This window comes from Microbacterium sp. GQ128, from assembly GCF_059758615.1.
Window position 1 is genome coordinate 567624 of record NZ_JCAXDY010000001.1, and the last position, 18164, is coordinate 585787.

17 protein-coding genes and 1 tRNA gene are annotated in these 18164 nt (G+C 68.7%); 6 read left to right on the forward strand and 12 right to left on the reverse strand.

What is annotated here, in order from left to right; genetic code table 11:
- Window positions 1-23: 23 nt before the first annotated feature.
- Window positions 24-106, forward strand: a tRNA-Leu gene (locus AC6CHX_RS02750).
- Window positions 107-212: 106 nt separating this feature from the next.
- Here the strand turns inward: AC6CHX_RS02750 and AC6CHX_RS02755 are convergent.
- Together AC6CHX_RS02755 and AC6CHX_RS02760 are read right to left on the reverse strand one after the other, a co-directional pair.
- The gene (locus AC6CHX_RS02755) at window positions 213-1310 is read right to left on the reverse strand and encodes a VIT1/CCC1 transporter family protein (protein ID WP_498271550.1); all 1098 of its coding nucleotides are present in this window, start codon (window positions 1308-1310) and stop codon (window positions 213-215) included.
- A 144-nt stretch (window positions 1311-1454) separates the two neighbouring features.
- Window positions 1455-3197, reverse strand: coding sequence for a DEAD/DEAH box helicase (locus tag AC6CHX_RS02760; RefSeq protein ID WP_136043897.1), 1743 nt, complete (start codon window positions 3195-3197; stop codon window positions 1455-1457).
- Window positions 3198-3344: 147 nt separating this feature from the next.
- Between AC6CHX_RS02760 and AC6CHX_RS02765 the strand changes: the two genes are divergently transcribed.
- Window positions 3345-4172: an SGNH/GDSL hydrolase family protein gene (locus AC6CHX_RS02765; protein WP_498271551.1), complete on the forward strand. Its 828-nt coding sequence runs from the start codon at window positions 3345-3347 to the stop codon at window positions 4170-4172.
- A 7-nt stretch (window positions 4173-4179) separates the two neighbouring features.
- Here the strand turns inward: AC6CHX_RS02765 and AC6CHX_RS02770 are convergent, their stop codons facing one another.
- Window positions 4180-4980 (reverse strand): TrmH family RNA methyltransferase, encoded by an 801-nt coding sequence (locus tag AC6CHX_RS02770; protein ID WP_498271552.1) that lies wholly within the window; start codon window positions 4978-4980, stop codon window positions 4180-4182.
- Window positions 4981-5090: 110 nt separating this feature from the next.
- On the opposite strand from AC6CHX_RS02770, the gene AC6CHX_RS02775 reads away from it, so the two are divergent.
- Together AC6CHX_RS02775 and AC6CHX_RS02780 are read left to right on the forward strand one after the other, a co-directional pair.
- Complete coding sequence (locus AC6CHX_RS02775; RefSeq protein ID WP_136043894.1) at window positions 5091-5930, forward strand: Sir2 family NAD-dependent protein deacetylase; 840 nt, start codon at window positions 5091-5093, stop codon at window positions 5928-5930.
- Window positions 5927-6514: a histidine phosphatase family protein gene (locus tag AC6CHX_RS02780; RefSeq protein WP_498271553.1), complete on the forward strand. Its 588-nt coding sequence runs from the start codon at window positions 5927-5929 to the stop codon at window positions 6512-6514. Before AC6CHX_RS02775 ends, AC6CHX_RS02780 begins: the two co-directional genes overlap by 4 nt.
- Here AC6CHX_RS02780 and AC6CHX_RS02785 read toward each other — a convergent pair whose 3' ends face one another.
- The 5 genes from AC6CHX_RS02785 to AC6CHX_RS02805 are packed head-to-tail and all read right to left on the reverse strand — an operon-like array spanning window position 6515 to window position 12445.
- Window positions 6515-7321, reverse strand: a complete 807-nt coding sequence (locus tag AC6CHX_RS02785) for an HpcH/HpaI aldolase/citrate lyase family protein (protein ID WP_498271554.1) — start codon at window positions 7319-7321, stop codon at window positions 6515-6517.
- Window positions 7318-7806 (reverse strand): MaoC family dehydratase, encoded by a 489-nt coding sequence (locus tag AC6CHX_RS02790; RefSeq protein ID WP_498271555.1) that lies wholly within the window; start codon window positions 7804-7806, stop codon window positions 7318-7320. The genes AC6CHX_RS02785 and AC6CHX_RS02790 overlap by 4 nt, the downstream gene beginning before the upstream one ends.
- A 9-nt stretch (window positions 7807-7815) precedes the next feature.
- Window positions 7816-8964 (reverse strand): acyl-CoA dehydrogenase family protein, encoded by a 1149-nt coding sequence (locus AC6CHX_RS02795; RefSeq protein WP_498271556.1) that lies wholly within the window; start codon window positions 8962-8964, stop codon window positions 7816-7818.
- Window positions 8965-8966: 2 nt separating this feature from the next.
- Window positions 8967-10886, reverse strand: a complete 1920-nt coding sequence (locus tag AC6CHX_RS02800; RefSeq protein ID WP_498271557.1) for an acetyl/propionyl/methylcrotonyl-CoA carboxylase subunit alpha — start codon at window positions 10884-10886, stop codon at window positions 8967-8969.
- Between the two features lie 5 nt (window positions 10887-10891).
- The gene (locus AC6CHX_RS02805) at window positions 10892-12445 is read right to left on the reverse strand and encodes a carboxyl transferase domain-containing protein (protein WP_498271558.1); all 1554 of its coding nucleotides are present in this window, start codon (window positions 12443-12445) and stop codon (window positions 10892-10894) included.
- Between the two features lie 111 nt (window positions 12446-12556).
- Between AC6CHX_RS02805 and AC6CHX_RS02810 the strand changes: the two genes are divergently transcribed.
- Complete coding sequence (locus AC6CHX_RS02810) at window positions 12557-13165, forward strand: TetR/AcrR family transcriptional regulator (RefSeq protein WP_498271559.1); 609 nt, start codon at window positions 12557-12559, stop codon at window positions 13163-13165.
- Here AC6CHX_RS02810 and AC6CHX_RS02815 read toward each other — a convergent pair.
- Genes AC6CHX_RS02815 through pdhA form a run of 3 tightly spaced genes read right to left on the reverse strand, consistent with a single transcriptional unit; the run spans window position 13158 to window position 16635 of the window.
- Window positions 13158-14510 carry a dihydrolipoamide acetyltransferase family protein gene (locus tag AC6CHX_RS02815; RefSeq protein WP_498271560.1) on the reverse strand — a complete coding sequence of 451 codons (1353 nt, stop codon included), beginning with the start codon at window positions 14508-14510 and terminating at the stop codon, window positions 13158-13160. The two genes, AC6CHX_RS02810 and AC6CHX_RS02815, sit on opposite strands and share 8 nt — an antisense overlap.
- The gene (locus tag AC6CHX_RS02820) at window positions 14507-15517 is read right to left on the reverse strand and encodes an alpha-ketoacid dehydrogenase subunit beta (RefSeq protein ID WP_498271561.1); all 1011 of its coding nucleotides are present in this window, start codon (window positions 15515-15517) and stop codon (window positions 14507-14509) included. Before AC6CHX_RS02820 ends, AC6CHX_RS02815 begins: the two co-directional genes overlap by 4 nt.
- Before the next feature lie 2 nt (window positions 15518-15519).
- Complete coding sequence (pdhA, locus tag AC6CHX_RS02825; protein ID WP_498271562.1) at window positions 15520-16635, reverse strand: pyruvate dehydrogenase (acetyl-transferring) E1 component subunit alpha; 1116 nt, start codon at window positions 16633-16635, stop codon at window positions 15520-15522.
- A 168-nt stretch (window positions 16636-16803) separates the two neighbouring features.
- Between pdhA and AC6CHX_RS02830 the strand changes: the two genes are divergently transcribed.
- The gene (locus AC6CHX_RS02830) at window positions 16804-17277 is read left to right on the forward strand and encodes an Lrp/AsnC family transcriptional regulator (protein WP_136043883.1); all 474 of its coding nucleotides are present in this window, start codon (window positions 16804-16806) and stop codon (window positions 17275-17277) included.
- On the opposite strand, the gene AC6CHX_RS02835 is transcribed toward AC6CHX_RS02830, so the two are convergent.
- A complete protein-coding gene (locus AC6CHX_RS02835; RefSeq protein ID WP_498271563.1) occupies window positions 17249-18148 on the reverse strand; it encodes an alpha/beta fold hydrolase in 900 nt (299 codons plus the stop codon). The genes AC6CHX_RS02830 and AC6CHX_RS02835 overlap by 29 nt on opposite strands.
- Window positions 18149-18164: the final 16 nt, after the last annotated feature.

The window sequence follows — 18164 nt, forward strand, 5'->3', positions numbered from 1 at the left end:
TCGGCAACGATCATCCAAAACCTGCGCGGGTGGCGGAATGGTAGACGCGCTACGTTGAGGTCGTAGTGCCCGTAAGGGCGTGGGGGTTCAAGTCCCCCTCCGCGCACAAGAAGAAGAAGGCCCCGGATCCATGGATCCGGGGCCTTCTTCGCTGCATGGGGCAACCCCGCGGGGCCGGATCGTCGGCCGGCCCCGGGGTGTGCGCTCCGGACTCAGACCGCGCCGACGCCGAAGACCAGGCCCAGGACGTAGGTGATCGCTGCGGCACCGAAACCGATCGCGAGTTGGCGGAGAGCTCGGCGCAGAGGCGGGCCGCCCGAGAGCACGCCGACCATCGCCCCGGTGCTCAACAGTGCGATGCCGACCAGGACCAGGGCGACGATGATCGCCGTGGCGCCCTGGAGGCCGAAGATCCAGGGCAGGACCGGGATGATCGCTCCAGAGGCGAACAGAAGAAAGCTCGAGATCGCGGCTGTCCAGTCGCTTCCGACGATCTCGTGATCGTCTCCGGCCTGAATGTTCACAGGTCCGGTCGCCGCACGACTGACGCCCGCCTGCGCTGCCGAGACGATGCGTCGCGCGCGCGACAGCGATTCCTCCTGGTCCATGCCGCGCGCCCGGTACACGAGCGCGAGTTCGTTCTCGTCGATGTCGAGGTCACCGGCTGCGGCATGAGCGTCCTCATTCGCCTCCGTCGCGGCCAGCAGCTCACGCTGCGAACGCACCGACACGAACTCCCCGGCCCCCATCGACAGCGCGCCGGCCAACAGCCCTGCGATCCCGCTGAAGAGGACGAATCCGGAACTGACCCCGGTCGCACCGATGCCGAGCACCAGCGCGAGGTTGCTCACGAGACCGTCGTTGGCACCGAAGACCGCGGCGCGGAAGGACCCGGAGAGGCGTCTCCGCCCGCGCGCTGCGAGTCCGCGGACGACCTCGTAGTGCACCTTCTCGTCGGCACGCATCGCCGGGGTCGCGTACTGCTCGGAATCGTAAGGCGAACGCGCCTCGGCGCTCTGCGCGAGCGCGAGCACGAAGATGGATCCGAAGCGGCCCGCCATCCACCCGAGCAGCCGGGAGCGGACGCCGGCACGCGGCAGCCGTGGAGGCTCCGTGCCGAGAAGGTCGAGCCAGTGCTGCTCATGGCGGCGCTCGGCATCGGCGAGCCTCAGGAGGATGTCCCGCTCCTCCCCCGTGCGGCGCGCCGCGAGCTTCTGATAGACCGCGCCCTCGGCGCGCTCCTCCACGAGATAGCGAGCCCAGCGCCGGCGATCGGCGGGGGTCGGGTCGGCAGCAGCGGGCGCTGTCATGGATCCTCCAGGTGTACGGTGCCCGATGCGCGGGCAACCGTTCAACGCTAGCCGCGGCGGCTCGACGAGACCTCGCTCAGACGCGGATTGACAGCATTTCGGGGATCCGAAGCACCGCCGACGGGCGGGACCGCGGACGATCGCTCAGGAGCGTACGCGCTTACGCAGGACCTCGATACGCGACTGCAGCTGCGTCACGGTCGCCTGAGCAACAGCCGGTCCCCCGCAGATGCGCCGGAGTTCTGCGTGTACGGCGCCATGCGGCTCGCCCTTCTGCCGGGCATAGAGGCCGACCAGACTGTTCAGGAGCTGCCGCTGCTCCTTGAGCGTGCGGTGCAGGGGCGGAGGAAGCGTCGTCGTCTCGGTCGGCCCGGTGGAGGCTTCGCGCGCCTCTCGCAGCCGGGACTGTCGCGACTGGCGCTGCATGAGCAGCTCGTGCACGTGCTCGGGCTCGAGGAGGCCCGGAAAACCGATGAACTCCTCCTCTTCGGGGGTTCCGGGCTCGGCCAGTTGCCCGAACTCCTGGCCCTCGAAGACGACGCGGTCGAAGTGCGCGACCGAGGAGAGTGCCTGATAGCTGAACTCCTGCGTCAGCGCATCCGAGGTCTCCTCTTCGCGGTTGGCGCTCTCGAGCAGGGAGTCGTCGAGTCCGTCCTCTTCCTTCGACTGCCGGTCGAGCGCATGGTCGCGCTGCTTGTCCATCTCGTTCGCCAGGCCCATGAGCACGGGCACCTGAGGCAGGAACACGCTGGCAGCCTCGCCCCGACGACGGGCCCGCACGAATCGACCGATCGCCTGTGCGAAGAAGAGCGGGGTCGACGACGATGTCGCGTAGACGCCGACGGCGAGACGCGGCACGTCGACCCCCTCGGACACCATGCGGACCGCGACCATCCATCGGGAGTCGTTCGCGCTGAACTTCTCGATGCGCTCCGAGGCGGTCGCGTCATCGGAGAGCACGATCGTCGGCTGCTGCCCCGTGATGCTGTGCAGGATCTTCGCGTACGCGCGCGCAACGGTCTGATCGGTGGCGAGCACGAGGCCGCCGGCATCCGGAACGTGGTGGCGGATCTCGGTCAGACGGCGATCGGCGGCCGACAGCACGGCCGGCATCCACTCGCCTTCGGGATCGAGCGCGGTGCGCCAGGCCTGCGACGTCACGTCTTTCGTGTTGTCCTGACCCAGGTGCGTCTCGAGTTCGTCGCCGGTGGTGGTGCGCCAGCGCATCTTGCCCGCGTACATGTGGAAGAGCACGGGGCGAACGACCCCGTCGGCGAGGGCACGACCGTAGCCGTAGTTGTAGTCGGTGCGCGAGACGCGAGCACCGGATTCGTCGGGGTGGTACTCGACGAACGGGATCGGCGCCGTGTCGCTGCGGAACGGCGTTCCGGAGAGCAGCAGTCGGCGTTTCGCGGGGCCATAGGCGTCGCGGATGGCGTCGCCCCAGCTCAGCGCGTCCCCACCGTGGTGGACCTCGTCGAGAACCACGAGTGTCTTGGCGTCTTCCGTCAGATGCCGATGCACCGACGACTTCGCTGCGACCTGCGCGTAGGTGACGACGGCACCGTGGTAGTGACGTGCGGGCGCCCAGTCGCTGTTGCGGAATCGCGGGTCGAGCCGGATGTGCACGCGCGCCGCAGCATCCGCCCACTGCGTCTTGAGGTGCTCGGTCGGCGCCACCACGATGATGCGGTTCACTTCGCCGATGCGCATGAGCTCCACGGCGAGGGTGAGGGCGAAAGTGGTCTTGCCTGCACCGGGTGTCGCGGCGACGAGGAAGTCCCGCTGATCGGCTTCGAAGTACTGTTCCAGCGCCTCCTGTTGCCAGGCGCGCAGCTTGCTTGCGGTTCCCCAAGGGGCACGCTGGGGAAAGGACGGAGAGAGCATCGACTCCACGATAATCGGTGCTGCGGACACTGTCGCACGTACGGCGCTTCTCGCGCGTGCCCCTCCCCCGGGACCTCACCTGCGGGTAGGCTCGATCACTGCGCTGCGGCCATCGCCGCCCCGCAGACGTTCGCGAAGGAGAGCTGGATGACCGACCAGGATTCGACTCGGACCCCGTACATTCCCAACGAGACCGCCCACCCGTGGCGCCGTTTCGTCGCCGTCGGAGACTCGTTCACGGAGGGCATCGGAGACCCGGATCCGGCGCACCCGGGCAGCCACCGCGGCTGGGCCGATCGGGTCGCGGAGGTGCTCGCCGCCCAGGTCGACGACTTCGCCTACGCCAACCTCGCCGTCCGCGGGAAGCTCATCGCGCAGATCGTCGCCGATCAGATCGAACCGGCCGTCGAACTGCGTCCCGACCTCGTCTCGATCTGCGCCGGCGGAAACGATGTGATTCGCCCGGGCACCGACCCCGACGCCATCGCGAGTCAGCTGGAGGATGCCGTGGCGCGCCTGTCATCGACGGGAGCGGCCGTCCTCCTGTTCACCGGCATCGATACGGGTTTCACGCCGGTGTTCCGTGCCTTCCGCGGGAAGGTCGCGATCTACAACGAGAACATCCGCGCGATCGCCGAGCGCCACGACTGCATCGTCGCGGATCAGTGGGCCCTGAAGGTCGTCCAGGACATGCGGTTCTTCGACGACGACCGGCTGCACTACAACGCGCTCGGCCACCACGAGGTCGCGCGCATGGTGCTCCGTGCCCTGAACGTGCCGAACGACCTCGAGGCCATGCAGCCGGAGCCCTACCCGATGCGGACCTGGCGCGAGGCGCGGAGCGAGGACCTCGGGTGGGCGCGCGAGCACCTGATGCCCTGGGTTCTGCGGCGGCTGCGCCACCAGTCGTCGGGCGACAACGTGGCCGCGAAGCGTCCCGAGCCCTCCCCGATCATCTTCCCGGAGCGCGACTGACCACGGGTCAGACCTTCACCGCCCACAGCGCGACGGCGGCGGCGGAGGCGACGTTGAGGGAGTCGACGCCGCCGGACATCGGAATCGTGACGATCGTGTCGGCGTGGTCCATCACCGTTCGGGAGAGCCCGTCACCCTCCGAGCCCATGACGAGTGCGACACGCTCGGGGCGGTCGGCCACATAGGCATCGAGTGACACGGCGTCGTCGCGCAGAGCCAACGCGGCGATGTCGAAGCGCGCGGCATGGAGGTCTGCGACGGCCTCATCCCAGTCGGTGATGCGCGTCCACGGAACCTGGAAGACGGTCCCCATGCTGACTCGAACGCTGCGCCGGTAGAGCGGGTCGGCGCCGCCCGGCGACACCAGCACGGCATCCGCGCCGAGGCCCGCCGCCGCACGGAACGCGGCACCGACGTTGGTGTGATCGCCGATGTTCTCGAGGATCAGCACCACGGAGGCGCCCTCGATCACTTGTCGAACCGTCGGCAGCTCCGGCCGATGCATCGACGCGATCGTGCCGCGGTGCACGGCGAAACCCGTCACCGCCTCGGCCACATCATCCGGGACGACGTACACCGGGACCTCGAATTCGCCGACGATCCCGCGGATGTCGTCCACACGGCGCTCCTGCACCAGCACGGAACGCGGACGGTGCCCGGCTGCCACCGCACGGGCGATGACCTTCGTCGACTCCGCGATGTACAGCCCGCCCGCCGGTTCCCGGACTGTGCGCAGCGCCGTGTCGGTTAGGCCGCGGTAGTCGTCGAGGCGCGGATCGTCGGCTTCGGTCACAGGCACCAGTCGCATGCATCCACTCTGCCATTGCCCGCACCTGCCTCGACGACGACCGCGCGCTGCAGGGGGCTGCGCGGGGGCCCGGCCCCACCCCCACGCCGTAGACTGCTCGAGGAGGTCCTGTGAGCGTCTCGAACACCGCCGAGCTGTCGGCCACCATCGCCCACGCCGCCGAGCTGCTGCGCGACAGGCGCATCGCCCTCTTGACCGGCGCCGGCATCTCCACCGATTCGGGGATACCCGCCTACCGCGGCGAAGGTGCCAGAACCCGCAGCGACCCGATGACGATCCAGACTTACCTCGGCGACGAGGCGGCACGACGACGCTACTGGGTCGGCGGCCACCTCGGCTGGCGCGCGTTCGCGCGGGCCGAACCCAACGCGGGACACCTCGCGCTCGCGCAGCTCGAGGCCGCCGGAAAGGTGTCGGGCGTCATCACCCAGAACGTCGACGGGCTTCATCTGCGGGCCGGGAGCTCGCACGTGATCGAAGTGCACGGCACGATGCGTCGCGTGTTCTGCCTGCAGTGCGGGCAGGTCTTCGACCGCCGCGACATCGCGGTGCAGATCGAGGAGCGGAACCCCTGGATCACCATCCCGGAGAACGTGGCACTCGCCCCGGACGGCGACGTCCTCCCCGAATCCACCGAAGGGTTCATCGTGCCCGAGTGCACCGTGTGCGGCGGCATGCTGAAACCCGACGTCGTCTTCTTCGGCGAGTACGTCCCGCTGGACCGATTCCGTGCGGCGGAATCGCTCCTGCGCTCCAGCTCCGCCCTCATCGTCGCCGGCTCCTCCCTCGTCGTGAACTCCGGCGTGCGCCTGGTCGAGCGCGCCAGACGCCGCAACATCCCTCTGATCATCGTCAACCGCGAGCCGACGCGTGCGGACCCCTGGGCCGATGTCACCATCGCCGCAGGCACCAGCGACGTGCTCCCCGCACTCCAGGAACTGCTCTCGTGACCCACCTCACCCTCATCCGCCACGGCCAGACCGATTGGAACCTCGCTCGACGAATCCAGGGATCGACCGACATCCCGCTGAACGAGACCGGGCGAGAAGACGCGCGAAGGGCAGCAGAGAGCCTTGCCTCGAGCACGCACCACGCCGTCTACACCAGCCCGCTGCTGCGCGCCAAGGAGACGGCGGAGATTATCGCCGGCAGACTCGGGCTCGAAGTCGTCGGCGTTGTCCCTGACATCCGGGAACGCGAGTTCGGTGACGGCGAGGGCATGCTCGTCGAGGACTACATCTCCACATACGGCGACTGGCACGCCGAGGTCCCGGGTGCGGAGTCGCTGGAGCAGGTCGGCGAACGTGCCATCACGGCGCTCCACGCGATCGCCCGTGAAGCGCGACGCCGCTCGGCCCCACAGGCGGAATCGGTGCTCGTGGTGGCGCACGGTGGCGTGATCCGAGCCGTGATCGATCATGTCTCCGCTGGGACGCTTCCCCGCGACGGCGAGGTCCTGCGCAACGGCTCCGCACACCGCTTCGTGGCGGCGCCCGGCTATCTGCGACTGCTCGAAGAGTCGCAGGTCCTCTGATCAGCTGACGCGGGAGACGACCGATCGCGCGTGCCGGAGCACCGGTTCGTCGATCATCCGTCCCTCGAAACGGAACACACCGCGCTCCGTCGCCGCAGCCCCGAGCACCGCGCGTGCCCAAGCCACCGTGTCGTCGTCCGGACGATAGGCGGCCCGGATCGCCGCCACCTGGTTCGGATGAATACAGGCCGTGGCACGGAACCCCGATGCGATGGCGTCCATCGCCTCGCGCTGGAGCCCCTCGGCGTCGTCGATGTCGATGTGCACGGCATCGATGGCCGCCTTGCCCTGAGCGCCCGACTCGAGGAGGACACGAGCACGGGCATAGCGGGCGATATCCCGATAGCCGCCCTCCGCATTCCGAGACGAGGTTCCGCCGAGGGAGGCCACGAGATCCTCGGCGCCCCACATCATCGCGGTCACCCGGGGGTGCGCGGCGATCCGATCGGCGGCATGGATGCCGCGCGCGGTCTCGCACAGCGCGATCAGCGAGTACCGCTCATCGAACGCATCGAGGCTCTCGGCACTCTCCGTCTTCGCCACCATCACCGTGTGGAAGTCCGTCGCGGCGAGTGCGTCGAGATCGGCCGTGAACGCTTCGGTCCCCGGTGCGTTCACGCGCACGACGACCCGTGCGGCATCGATGTCCGCGGCGATCACGTTGCGGCGTGCCGCAGCCTTCTCCTCCGGCAGGACGGCATCTTCGAGATCGAGGATGATCGCGTCCGCCCGTTCCAGCGCCTTCCCGAAGCGCTCCGGTCGGTCCGCAGGGCAGAACAGAAGCGCCGGCCCGAGATCGAAAGTCACTTTGCGAGTCCTTCCGGGAGGCAGTGGACGAGAACGGACCGCACCGCTGTCGCCACGACGGTGCCGTCCTGATTGCGTCCGGTGTGGGCGATCTTGACGATTCCCTGGCCGGGGCGTGAGGATGACAACCGCTTCTCGACGATGACGCTCTCGGTATAGAGGGTGTCACCGGCGAAGAGCGGGTGCGGGAAGACGATGTCGCCGAACCCGAGCTGCGCGACCAGCGTGCCCTGCGTCAGTTGTGCGACCGAAGCGCCGACCATCGTCGACAGCGTCCACATCGAGTTCATGAGCCGCGCACGGAACGGGTCCTGCGCATCCGCGAATGCCGCGTCGAGGTGCAGCGCCTGCGTGTTCATCGTGAGCGTCGTGAAGAGCACGTTGTCGGCTTCTGTCGCCGTGCGCCCCGGTCGGTGCAGATAACGGGCGTCGACGACGAACTCCTCGTAGTACAGCCCCCTCTGGAGGATGTCATGCGTGGTCATATCGCCACGTTACCCGGCGAGTCCGAGTCCGCGGGCGATGACCAGCAGCTGCACCTCGGTCGTGCCTTCGCCGATCTCGAGGATCTTCGAATCGCGATAGTGGCGGGCGACCGGGAACTCGTTCATGAACCCGTTTCCGCCGAAGATCTGGGTGGCATCCCTGGCGTTGTCCATCGCGGCCTCCCCGCCGACGAGCTTGGCGATCGCCGCCGCCTCCGCGAACGGCTTCCCCGCATCCCGCAGCCGCGCTGCGTGATGCCAGGCGAGCCGCGCGGTGTGCACCCGAGCCCGCATGCGGGCCAGGGTGAACTGCGCGTTCTGGCGTGTGCTCAGCGCAGCGCCGAAGATCGTCCGACTCTTCGCGTACTCGACGGCGGCCTCCAGACAGCCCTCGGCCGCGCCCGTGGAGAGTGCGGCGATCGCGATCCGGCCCTCATCGAGGATGCTGAGGAAGCTCCGGAAGCCGCTCCCCCGCTCCCCCAGCAGGTTCGACGCCGGAACCCGCGCCCCCTCGAACGTCAGGGGGTGGGTGTCCGACGCGTTCCAGCCGACCTTGTCGTAGGGAGCCTCGACCGTGAAGCCGGGCGTACCGTTCGGGACGATGATCGTGGAGATCTCCTTGCGACCGTTCTCGTTCCCGGTCACCGCGGTGACCGTGACGAAGCGGGTGATCGGGGTTCCCGAGTTGGTGATGAACTGCTTGGAGCCGTCGATGACCCACTCATCGCCCTCCAGGCGCGCGGTGGTCCTGGTCGCCCCCGCGTCGCTGCCGGCTTCCGGCTCGGTGAGGCCGAAGCCCGCCAGCGCTCGCCCCGCCAGCAGATCGGGAAGCAGCTCCTGGCGCTGCTCCTCGGTGCCGAAACGGTAGATCGGCATGGCGCCGAGGCTCACTCCGGCCTCGAGCGTGATCGCGATCGACTGGTCCACCCGCCCCAGCGCCTCGATCGCGATGCCGAGCGCCATGTAATCGCCGCCCTGCCCGCCGTACTCCTCGGGGAACGGCAGGCCGAACAGGCCGAGATCACCCATCTGCGAGACGACGTCCATCGAAAGCGTGTGCGTGCGGTCGGCCTCGTACGATTGCGGCGCGACCACCGTGTCGGCGAACTCGCGCACCATCGACGCGAGCTCGCGCTCCTCCTCGGTCAGGTCTTCCATGTTCAGCTCTCCTCCGTCGTCACGCGGGCGACCGGTTGGTCACGCCGTACCTGGTCTCCCACTGCAACCAGCAGATGCACCACGCCATCGCGCGGTGCCAGCACCTGGTGCTCCATCTTCATCGCCTCGATCGCGACGAGCGGGTCCCCGGCCGCGACCGGATCCCCGTCCGCGACGAGCACGGCGACGACGCTGCCCGGCATGGGCGCGCGTCCCTCGGGTTCGGTCGTCGCCGACCCCGACTCGTGGGCGGCGAGCCGCCGCCGCATCCGCTGCCGCCGGTCGATGGGGCGGAGTCGGACCGTGCGGCCCTCCTCGGAGACCCACACCGCCCCGTCGGCGTCCACTGCGGCACGCAGGGGATTCCGGGCAGTCGCGCCGGCAGCCGATTGCGCCTCCACCATCTCGTCGTCGTCCGTGAGTGCGACGAAGTCTCCCGGAGCCGCGCTCTCGGCCCCGAGCCGCCAGCCCGGAAGCTCGCGCCACAGATCGCTCGTGCGTCTCGGCTCGCTCGGCACCTCGACGGCATCGGCCGCAGCCGCGAGCTGTGCCGGCGAGGGGCGTACGACGGCGAGCGGCAGCAGCGTTTCTATGAGGCCCGTGTCGAGGTCGCCCGCGACGACCCGGGGGTCGCAGCAGAGCGTGCGGAGGAAGGCGATGTTCGTCTCGACGCCCAGAACCACCGTGCGGGCGAGAGCCTCGTCGAGCCGGGCGAGTGCGGTTTCACGATCATCAGCGAAGGCGATCACCTTCGCGATCATCGGGTCGTAGAACCCGGTCACCTCGCTCCCCGTCTCGACGGTGGAATCCACGCGCACGCCGGGCGGCGGATCGAACAGGAGGATCGTGCCCGTCGAGGGCAGGAAGCCGCGTTCGGGTGACTCGGCGTACACGCGCGCTTCGACTGCGTGCCCCCGCAGTCGCGGCGTGACGTCCACGGGGAGCCCCGCGGCCACGCGCAGCTGCAGCGCGACCAGATCGAGCCCGGTGACCTCCTCTGTGACGGGATGCTCCACCTGAAGGCGTGTGTTCATCTCGATGAAGAAGACCTCGTCGGGCGCATCGGCGTCGATGAGGAACTCCACGGTGCCGGCGCCGACGTACTCGACGCTCTCCGCGGCGAGCACCGCGGCGGACAGCAGGCGCTCGCGGGTATGCGCGGGGATCCCCGCGGACGGCGCCTCCTCGATGACCTTCTGATGACGACGCTGCAGGGTACACTCGCGCTCGCCGAGGGCGACGACCGTCCCGTGCGCATCGCCGAACACCTGCACCTCGATGTGACGGGGGCGGCGGATGAGCCGCTCGAGGATCAGGGAATCGTCCCCGAACGCGGATGCCGCGACCCGACGCGCCGACGCGAGTGCGGCCCGGAGACCCGAGGCGTCCGCGACGACCTCCATGCCCTTTCCGCCACCGCCGGCGCTCGGCTTGACGAGGAGCGGGTACCCCACCCGATCAGCCTCCTCGGCGATCTCGAGATCGGACAGCCCTTTGGCGTCGAAGCCGGGGACGACGGGAACCCCGTAGCGCAGCACATGCTCACGAGCACGTGCCTTGTCCCCCATGATCTGCAGGGCGTCGACGGACGGACCGATGAAGACGATGCCGCTCTCGGCGCAGGCCTCGGCGAGACCGACGCTCTCGGACAGGAACCCGTATCCGGGATGGATCGCCTGCGCGCCGGTGGCTCGGGCGGCGGCGATCACGGCATCGATGTCCAGGTACGACTCGACCGCAGGAGCGGGACCGATCCGCACGGCGACATCCGCGTCGCGCACGTGGGGAGCGGATACGTCCGCATCGCTGTACACGGCGACGCTGCGGATTCCGAGGGTGCGCAGAGTGCGGATGACGCGGCGCGCGATCTCACCGCGATTAGCGACGAGGACGGTCTGGAAGGAAACGGTCGGTGACGACATGGCACTCACATCCGGAAGACGCCGAAGCGCGGTTCGGGCAGCGGACTGCGGGCGACGACGTCGAGCGCCAGCCCCAGCAGATCGCGGGTCTGCGCGGGATCGACGATGCCGTCGTCCCACAACCGCGCTGTGGCGTAGTAGGGCTCGCCCTGGTGCTCGTACTGCTCGCGGATCGGCGCTTCGAACTCGCCTCGCTCCCCGGCGCTCCACGACTCGCCGCGTGCGGACAGCTGGTCCTCCTTCACCGTGGCGAGCACGGATGCGGCTTGCGCGCCGCCCATCACGGAGATGCGACTCGCGGGCCAGGTCCACAGGAACCGCGGCGAGTAGGCGCGCCCGCACATGGAGTAGTTTCCCGCCCCGAAGGAGCCGCCGATGATGACCGTCAGTTTGGGCACCCTCGTCGTCGCGACCGCGGTGACCATCTTGGCCCCGTCCTTCGCGATGCCGCCCGCTTCGGCGTCGGACCCCACCATGAAGCCGGTGATGTTCTGCAGGAACAGCAGGGGGATGCCGCGCTGATCGCACAGCTCGATGAAATGCGCACCCTTGAGCGCGGATTCGCTGAACAGGACCCCGTTGTTCGCGACGATGCCGACCGGATGCCCGTGCAGACGGGCGAACCCCGTGACCAGGGTCGCGCCGTACTCCGGTTTGAACTCGAAGAACGTGTCGCCGTCGACGAGCCGCGAGATGACCTCGTGCACGTCGTATGACGCGTTCACGTCGACCGGAACCGCATCGTAGAGCGACGTCGTCTCGGAGGGCGGTCGCGTCCTCGCGACCTCCCACGCCGGGGCCGCCGGTGGCGGAAGTGTGGCGACGATGTCGCGCAGGATCTCGAGCGCGTGCTCATCGTCCTCCGCGAGATGGTCGACCACACCGCTCCGCCGTGCGTGCAGCTCTCCGCCGCCCAGCTCTTCGGCGGTCACGATCTCGCCGATCGCCGCCTTCACCAGGGGCGGCCCGCCGAGGAAGATGGTTCCCTGGCCGCGCACGATGACCGTCTCGTCGCTCATGGCCGGCACGTAGGCGCCGCCCGCGGTGCAGGAGCCGAGGACCGCGGCCAGCTGCGGGATCCCCTCGGCCGACATCCGCGCCTGGTTGAAGAAGATCCGTCCGAAGTGGTCGCGGTCGGGGAACACCTCGTCCTGTTTCGGAAGGAAGGCGCCGCCTGAATCGACCAGGTAGAGGCACGGCAGCCGGTTCTCGAGCGCGATCTCCTGTGCGCGCAGGTGCTTCTTGACCGTGAGCGGAAAGTACGTGCCGCCCTTCACCGTCGCGTCGTTGCAGATCACCATGACGTGGCGGCCGTGGACGAGTCCGATGCCGGCGATGACTCCGGCTCCCGGAGCGTCTCCCCCGTACAGGCCGTCGGCGGCCAAGGGAGCGATCTCGACGAACGGGCTGCCCTCGTCGAGCACCCGTGCGACCCGGTCTCGCGGCAACAGCTTTCCGCGGGCCACATGGCGTTCGCGCGACGCGGTGGGTCCGCCTCGCGCGGCGGTCGTGAGACGCTCGCGCAGCTCGTGCGCGAGGGACTCCTGCGTTGCGGGCATCGTGATGTCCTCCTCGACTCACGTCCGCGCGGGCGATGCCCTGGCGCGGTGCAGGCATTTTCGGTTAGTGTGCACTAACCCGTTGCTTCAGGTTAGCGAGGATTAACTGAGATGACAAGCCCGGTCACCGCCCGAGACCGCGCCAAGGCCGAACGGTCCGATGCGATCCTGCACGCCGCCGCCCGGCTCTTCGCCGCGCGCGGATACAGCGGTGTGAGCCTGGAAGACATCGGTGCCGCCGTCGGCGTGTCCGGACCGGCCGTCTACCGACACTTCGCCGGCAAGCAGGCATTGCTGGGCGCCGTGCTGGTCAAAGTGAGCGAGGACCTGGTCAGCGGCGGGCGGCAGGTGGTGGAGAACACCCCGACTCCGGACGAGCGGATGCGCGGACTGATCGACTTCCACGTCGACTTCGCCCTCGGGAACGCCGAGGTGATCCAGGTGCAGGACCGCGACGTCGCCCATCTGTCCGAAGCGGATCGGGCCGCCGTCCGCCGCCTGCAGCGTGCTTACATCGAGCTGTGGGTGGACACCCTGTCTCCCCTGCACACGGCGGGCGAGAGCGGGGCGGATCAGGAAGAGCTGCGCCTTCGAGTCCAGGCCTGCTTCGGCCTCATCAACTCCACGCCGCACAGCACACGCGCGGCGGCACGACGGCACTCCGCCACCGCGACCGTGCTGGCCGCGATGGCGGAAGCCGCGTTGCGCGCGACTACCTGAGCAGCATCGCCCGACCGGGTTCCTCGAGGATGTCCGCGACATCCTTGAGGAAGCGCGCACCTTCTGCGCCGTCGACGAGCCGGTGGTCGAACGAGAGGCTGAGCGTCATGACCTGACGGAGGGCGATCTCTCCTCGGAACTCCCACGGCTGACGACGCACCGCACCGACCGCGAGGATTCCGGACTGTCCCGGCGGCAGGATCGGGGTGCCGGCATCGACACCGAACACGCCGATGTTCGAGATCGAGAAGGTACCTCCGGCGAGCTCGGCCGGCGAGGTCTTCCCCGAGCGCGCGACCTCGGCGAGATTCCTCACGGCGTCCGCCAGCTCGATCAGAGTCAACTGCTCCGCGTCGCGGATCATCGGGACGATGAGTCCACGATCCGTCGCGGCCGCGATCCCGAGGTCGACGTAGTGATGCTGGACGATCTCGCCGGCGGCCTCATCCCAGCGGGAGTTGAGTCCCGGAGTACGACCGAGCCCGAGACACACGGCCTTCGCCACGACCGCGAGCGGTCCGATCCGATGCTCGCTGAGCGAACGATCGTCCCGCAGGCCCGCCAGCAGATCCATGGTCGCCGTCACGTCTACTGTGTGGAAGACCGTCACGTGAGGAGCCGTGAAAGCGCTCTGCACCATCGCCGCGGCCGTATGCTTCCGCACGCCGCGGATCGGTATGCGGGTCTCGCGGGTCTCGTCGCCGGTAGCCGAGGAGCGCGACGGGGCAGCTGCGCGGTCGTCAACGGATGCGGGACCTCGAACGCCGACCCTGTCGGCGTACGCGTCGATATCGGCGCGCGTGATGAGTCGGTCGCCGACCTCTGCCGCCACCAGGACGAGGTCGATCCCCAGACGCTTCGCATGTGCGCGGACGGGAGGCGTGGAGCGCGGTCGCTCCACCACGGACTCGACCGCGGCCGACGGGGTGGCGTCGTGCGGCGCGGCCTCGAGCACGGCTGTGTCGACCTTCGCCGGAGTCGCTCCGGCACGGCGCGCGCGTCGGGCGGGTCGACCGGCCGAGGTGGGGGCAGCCCCGTATCCCACGAGGTTCGGCTGGGCCTTCTCGGCTGCCTCCGGGATCGGCGCGGGTGTGGTCTCCTCATCACCGACGACCTCGAAGTCGATCAGCGCAGCCCCCACGGCGACGGTCTCGCCGGCTTCCGCGTGCAGAGTCGCCACGGTCCCTTCGTACGGCGACGGCAACTCGACCACCGCTTTCGCGGTCTCCACCTCGGCCAGGGTCTGGTTGAGGGCGACCGAGTCCCCCGGGGCGACCAGCCATTGCACGACCTCAGCCTCGGCCAGCCCTTCTCCGAGGTCCGGAAGCCGGAACTCCGCGATCATGCCTCTGCTCCCGTCAGACTGTTCGGCCGATCCAGCACCCGATCGACGGCGTCGAGTAGCCGGTCGAGATCCGGAAGGTGATACTTCTCGAGCTTCGCCGGCGGATAGGGCACATCGTGGCCGGTGACCCGCAGGGGTGCGGACTCGAGATACTCGAAGCAGCGCTCCGTGATGCTCGCGATCACCTCGGCCGCGACGCCGGCCTCGCGAGATGCCTCGTGAGCGACGACGACCCGTCCGGCCTTGCGGACCGATGCGGCGACCGAGTCGTAGTCGACGGGCGAGAGCGACCGCAGATCGATGACCTCCAGGGATACGCCCTCGTCTTCGGCGGCCTCTGCTGCCTGCAGTGCGGTGGAGACCATCGCTCCGTACGTGATCAACGTCGCGTCCGTCCCGGTTCGCACCACACGCGCCAGGCCCATGGGCGGCGCATCCGCGAGGGGCGCCTCGAGATCGACCTCTCCCTTGTGGTGGTACAGCCGCTTCGGCTCGAAGAAGACCACGGGATCATCGGAGGCGATCGCCTGACGCAGGCTGCGGTAGGCGTCTTCGGGATTCGATACCGCGATCACGCGGATGCCCGCCGTGTGCACGAAGTACGCCTCCGGCGACTCGGAGTGATGCTCGGCAGCGCCGATGCCTCCCGCCCAGGGGATCCGAATCGTGATCGGCATCTTGACGCGCCCCTGTGTCCGGTAGTGGAGCTTCGCCACCTGAGCGACGATCTGGTCGAAGGCGGGGTAGACGAAGCCGTCGAACTGGATCTCGACGACCGGACGATAGCCGCGGAAGGCGAGCCCCACAGCTGTGCCGACGATGCCGGACTCGGCGAGCGGGGTGTCGATCACCCTGGCCGCGCCGAACTCCTCGAGAAGTCCGTCGGTGATGCGGAAGACACCGCCCAGCTTGCCGATGTCCTCGCCGAGGAGGACCACCTTGTCATCGTCGCGCATCGCTTGCCGGAGACCGGCGCCGAGCGCCTTTCCGAGAGTGAGCTCTGTCATGTTCACGCCTCGCTCTCGAAGGAGGCGAGGTACGCCGCATACTCGTCACGCTGACGCTCGAGACCGGTGTGAGGTTCGGCGTAGACGCCGTCGAAGACCGCGAGCGGCGGACGGGTGACCATTCCGAGGCACGCAGCCCGCATCTCCTTCGCGACCGCGTCCGCGGCGGCCTGTGTCTCGGCCACGTGCTCATCGGTGAGCTCGCCGCTCGCCCGCAGGTGTGTCTCCAGCCGTGCGATCGGGTCACGGCGACGCCAGGAATCGAGCTCCTCGGCGTCGCGGTAGCGCGTCGGGTCGTCGGCCGTGGTGTGCGGTCCCATGCGATAGGTCACCGCTTCGATGTACGCAGGCCCCTTGCCGGAGCGTGCGTGCTGCAGTGCCCATCGCATGGCGGCCATGCAGGCGAGCACGTCGTTGCCGTCCACACGGAGGCTCGGAATACCGAAACCCGGAGCCCGGCCCGCGATCGGGTATTGCGACTGCACGGCGACCGGCTCGGAGATCGCCCAATGGTTGTTCTGGCACACGAAGACCACAGGTGCCTGGTACGACGCCGCGAAGATCATCGCCTCGTTGACGTCGCCCTGACTGGTCGCTCCGTCACCGAAATACGTCACCGCGACCTCGTCGGCACCGTCGCGCTGAATGCCGAGCGCGTACCCCACCGCATGCAGCGTCTGTGCGCCGATGATGATCTGCAGAGGGGCGACCCCCAGCGCCGCGGGGTCGTAGGCGGCACCCTCTTCTCCGCGCCACATGCGCACGTAGTCGCCCGGCTGAGCGCCGCGGGCGTAGATGACGCCGGTCTCGCGGTAGCTGGGGAACACGTAGTCCTCGGGAGCGAGCGCCCGTGCCGTACCGATCTGCGTCGCCTCCTGACCCTGACATGGCGCCCAGAGTCCCAGCTGCCCCTGCCGCTGAAGTGCGACACCCTCGGCATCGATACGACGGAGGATGATCATGTCGCGGAGCAGGGATCGCAGTTGCGCGGCATCGACGTCCGCGACGAGAGGGTCCAGACGGGGGTTCGGGACGCGGTGTCCGTCCGGGTCCAGTATCCGCTCCGAGAGCTCGAGATCCTGGGCGGTGTCTGCGATGGGGGTGATCTGCGGTGACATCGTCGTCCTCCTCGTCGGCGGCCCTCGTGAGGCTCCGCGCGCTGATGCCGGCGTCATCACCGACATGCTCTGAGGGTACGTCTGCTGAACACCTCGCTCAAGCATTCTCGTGGTGCTTGAGCATGTTGCTCAATTTGACGGGAGGGGCCCCTGCTAAGGTTTGGCACTATGCCAGGAATGGACCGCATCGATCTCGAGCTTCTCGCTGCCCTCGCCGACGATCCGAGGATCACCATCGTCGCCCTGGCGGAGAATCTCGGACTATCCCGCAATACGATCCAGGCGCGGATGGCGCGCCTCGAGCAGAGCGGAATCTTCCTCTCCTACGAGCGGTCCTTCTCACCGGACGTCCTGGGTTTCCCCCTGCAGGCGTTCGTGAGCATCGGAGTCCGCCAGACCGAACTGCCGCGCATCATCAACGAGCTCGCTCGGATTCCCGAAGTCGTGCAGGCACACGGTCTGAGCGGCTCGATCGACCTGCTCGCTCGTGTCGCGTGCAGGGACGCACGTCACCTCTTCGACACCGACGCCCGCATCCTCTCGATCGAAGGCGTCGAACGCACCGAGACCTCGCTGGCGATGGGTGAGGTCATCCCGTTCCGCGTCGCAGGCCTCATCGGCCTCGCGCGACGGGAATCCTGAGGAACTGCCGCACAGCGCCCGCAGCCTCGGCCGGCGTCTCGTAATGGATGAGATGCCCCACGTCGGCGATCTCCACGAGTTTCGCGTCGGGGAACAGAGTCGCGAGCTTTCGTTCCGCCTCGATCGGGGTGATGTCGTCGCGCTGTGCAGCGACGAGCAGGGTCGGAACATCGATCGCGGGAGCGAACTCCCGGACGTCGTGCGAGACACTCGCGACGAAGGCGTCGCGGAGCACATCTCGGTCCGAGAATCGCGAGAAGTACGTGTCGTGCTGGTCGTGGACGAAGCGTCGGAGTTCGGGATCCCTGGTCTTCGCCATCGTGATGCTCATCACGCGGACGATGACGCGGTTGCGCAGCAGAGCGGTGCCGAGTCTCACCGGAAGACGGGCACCGAGGGCGTAGTACACGACGGCCAAGCGAGTCATGACGCCCTTCGGCCCTTCCAGCGCCGGAGCGCCGATCGGGTTCAGCAGGACCAGTCGCGGAGTCCGCAGCCCTCGAGCGACCGCCGCCGAGGTCACGATCGACCCGAAGGAGTGGCCCAGGATGACGGCGCCGGGAGCGACTTCCATCGCGAAGTCGCTGAGCCAGCCGGCGTACTCGTCCAGGTCGTGCCGGCGCCCGGGCAGGGGCGCTGATTCCCCGAACCCCGGAAGATCCGGCGCGATCACACGCACTTCGGGGAGGTAGGCCAGCACGGGCTCGAGGCCATGATGATCGCCGCGGAAGCCGTGCACCGCGATGACCGTCGTCTCGGCCTTCTCCGGACCGTACACCCAATACGCCGTGGTCGCTCCGCGCACCTCGACCTCATGGCGCTGCACGGGAAGGCGGTGGAGGCGGTCCGCATAGGGGGAAGGCACGGTCATGCTCCGAGTCTACGAG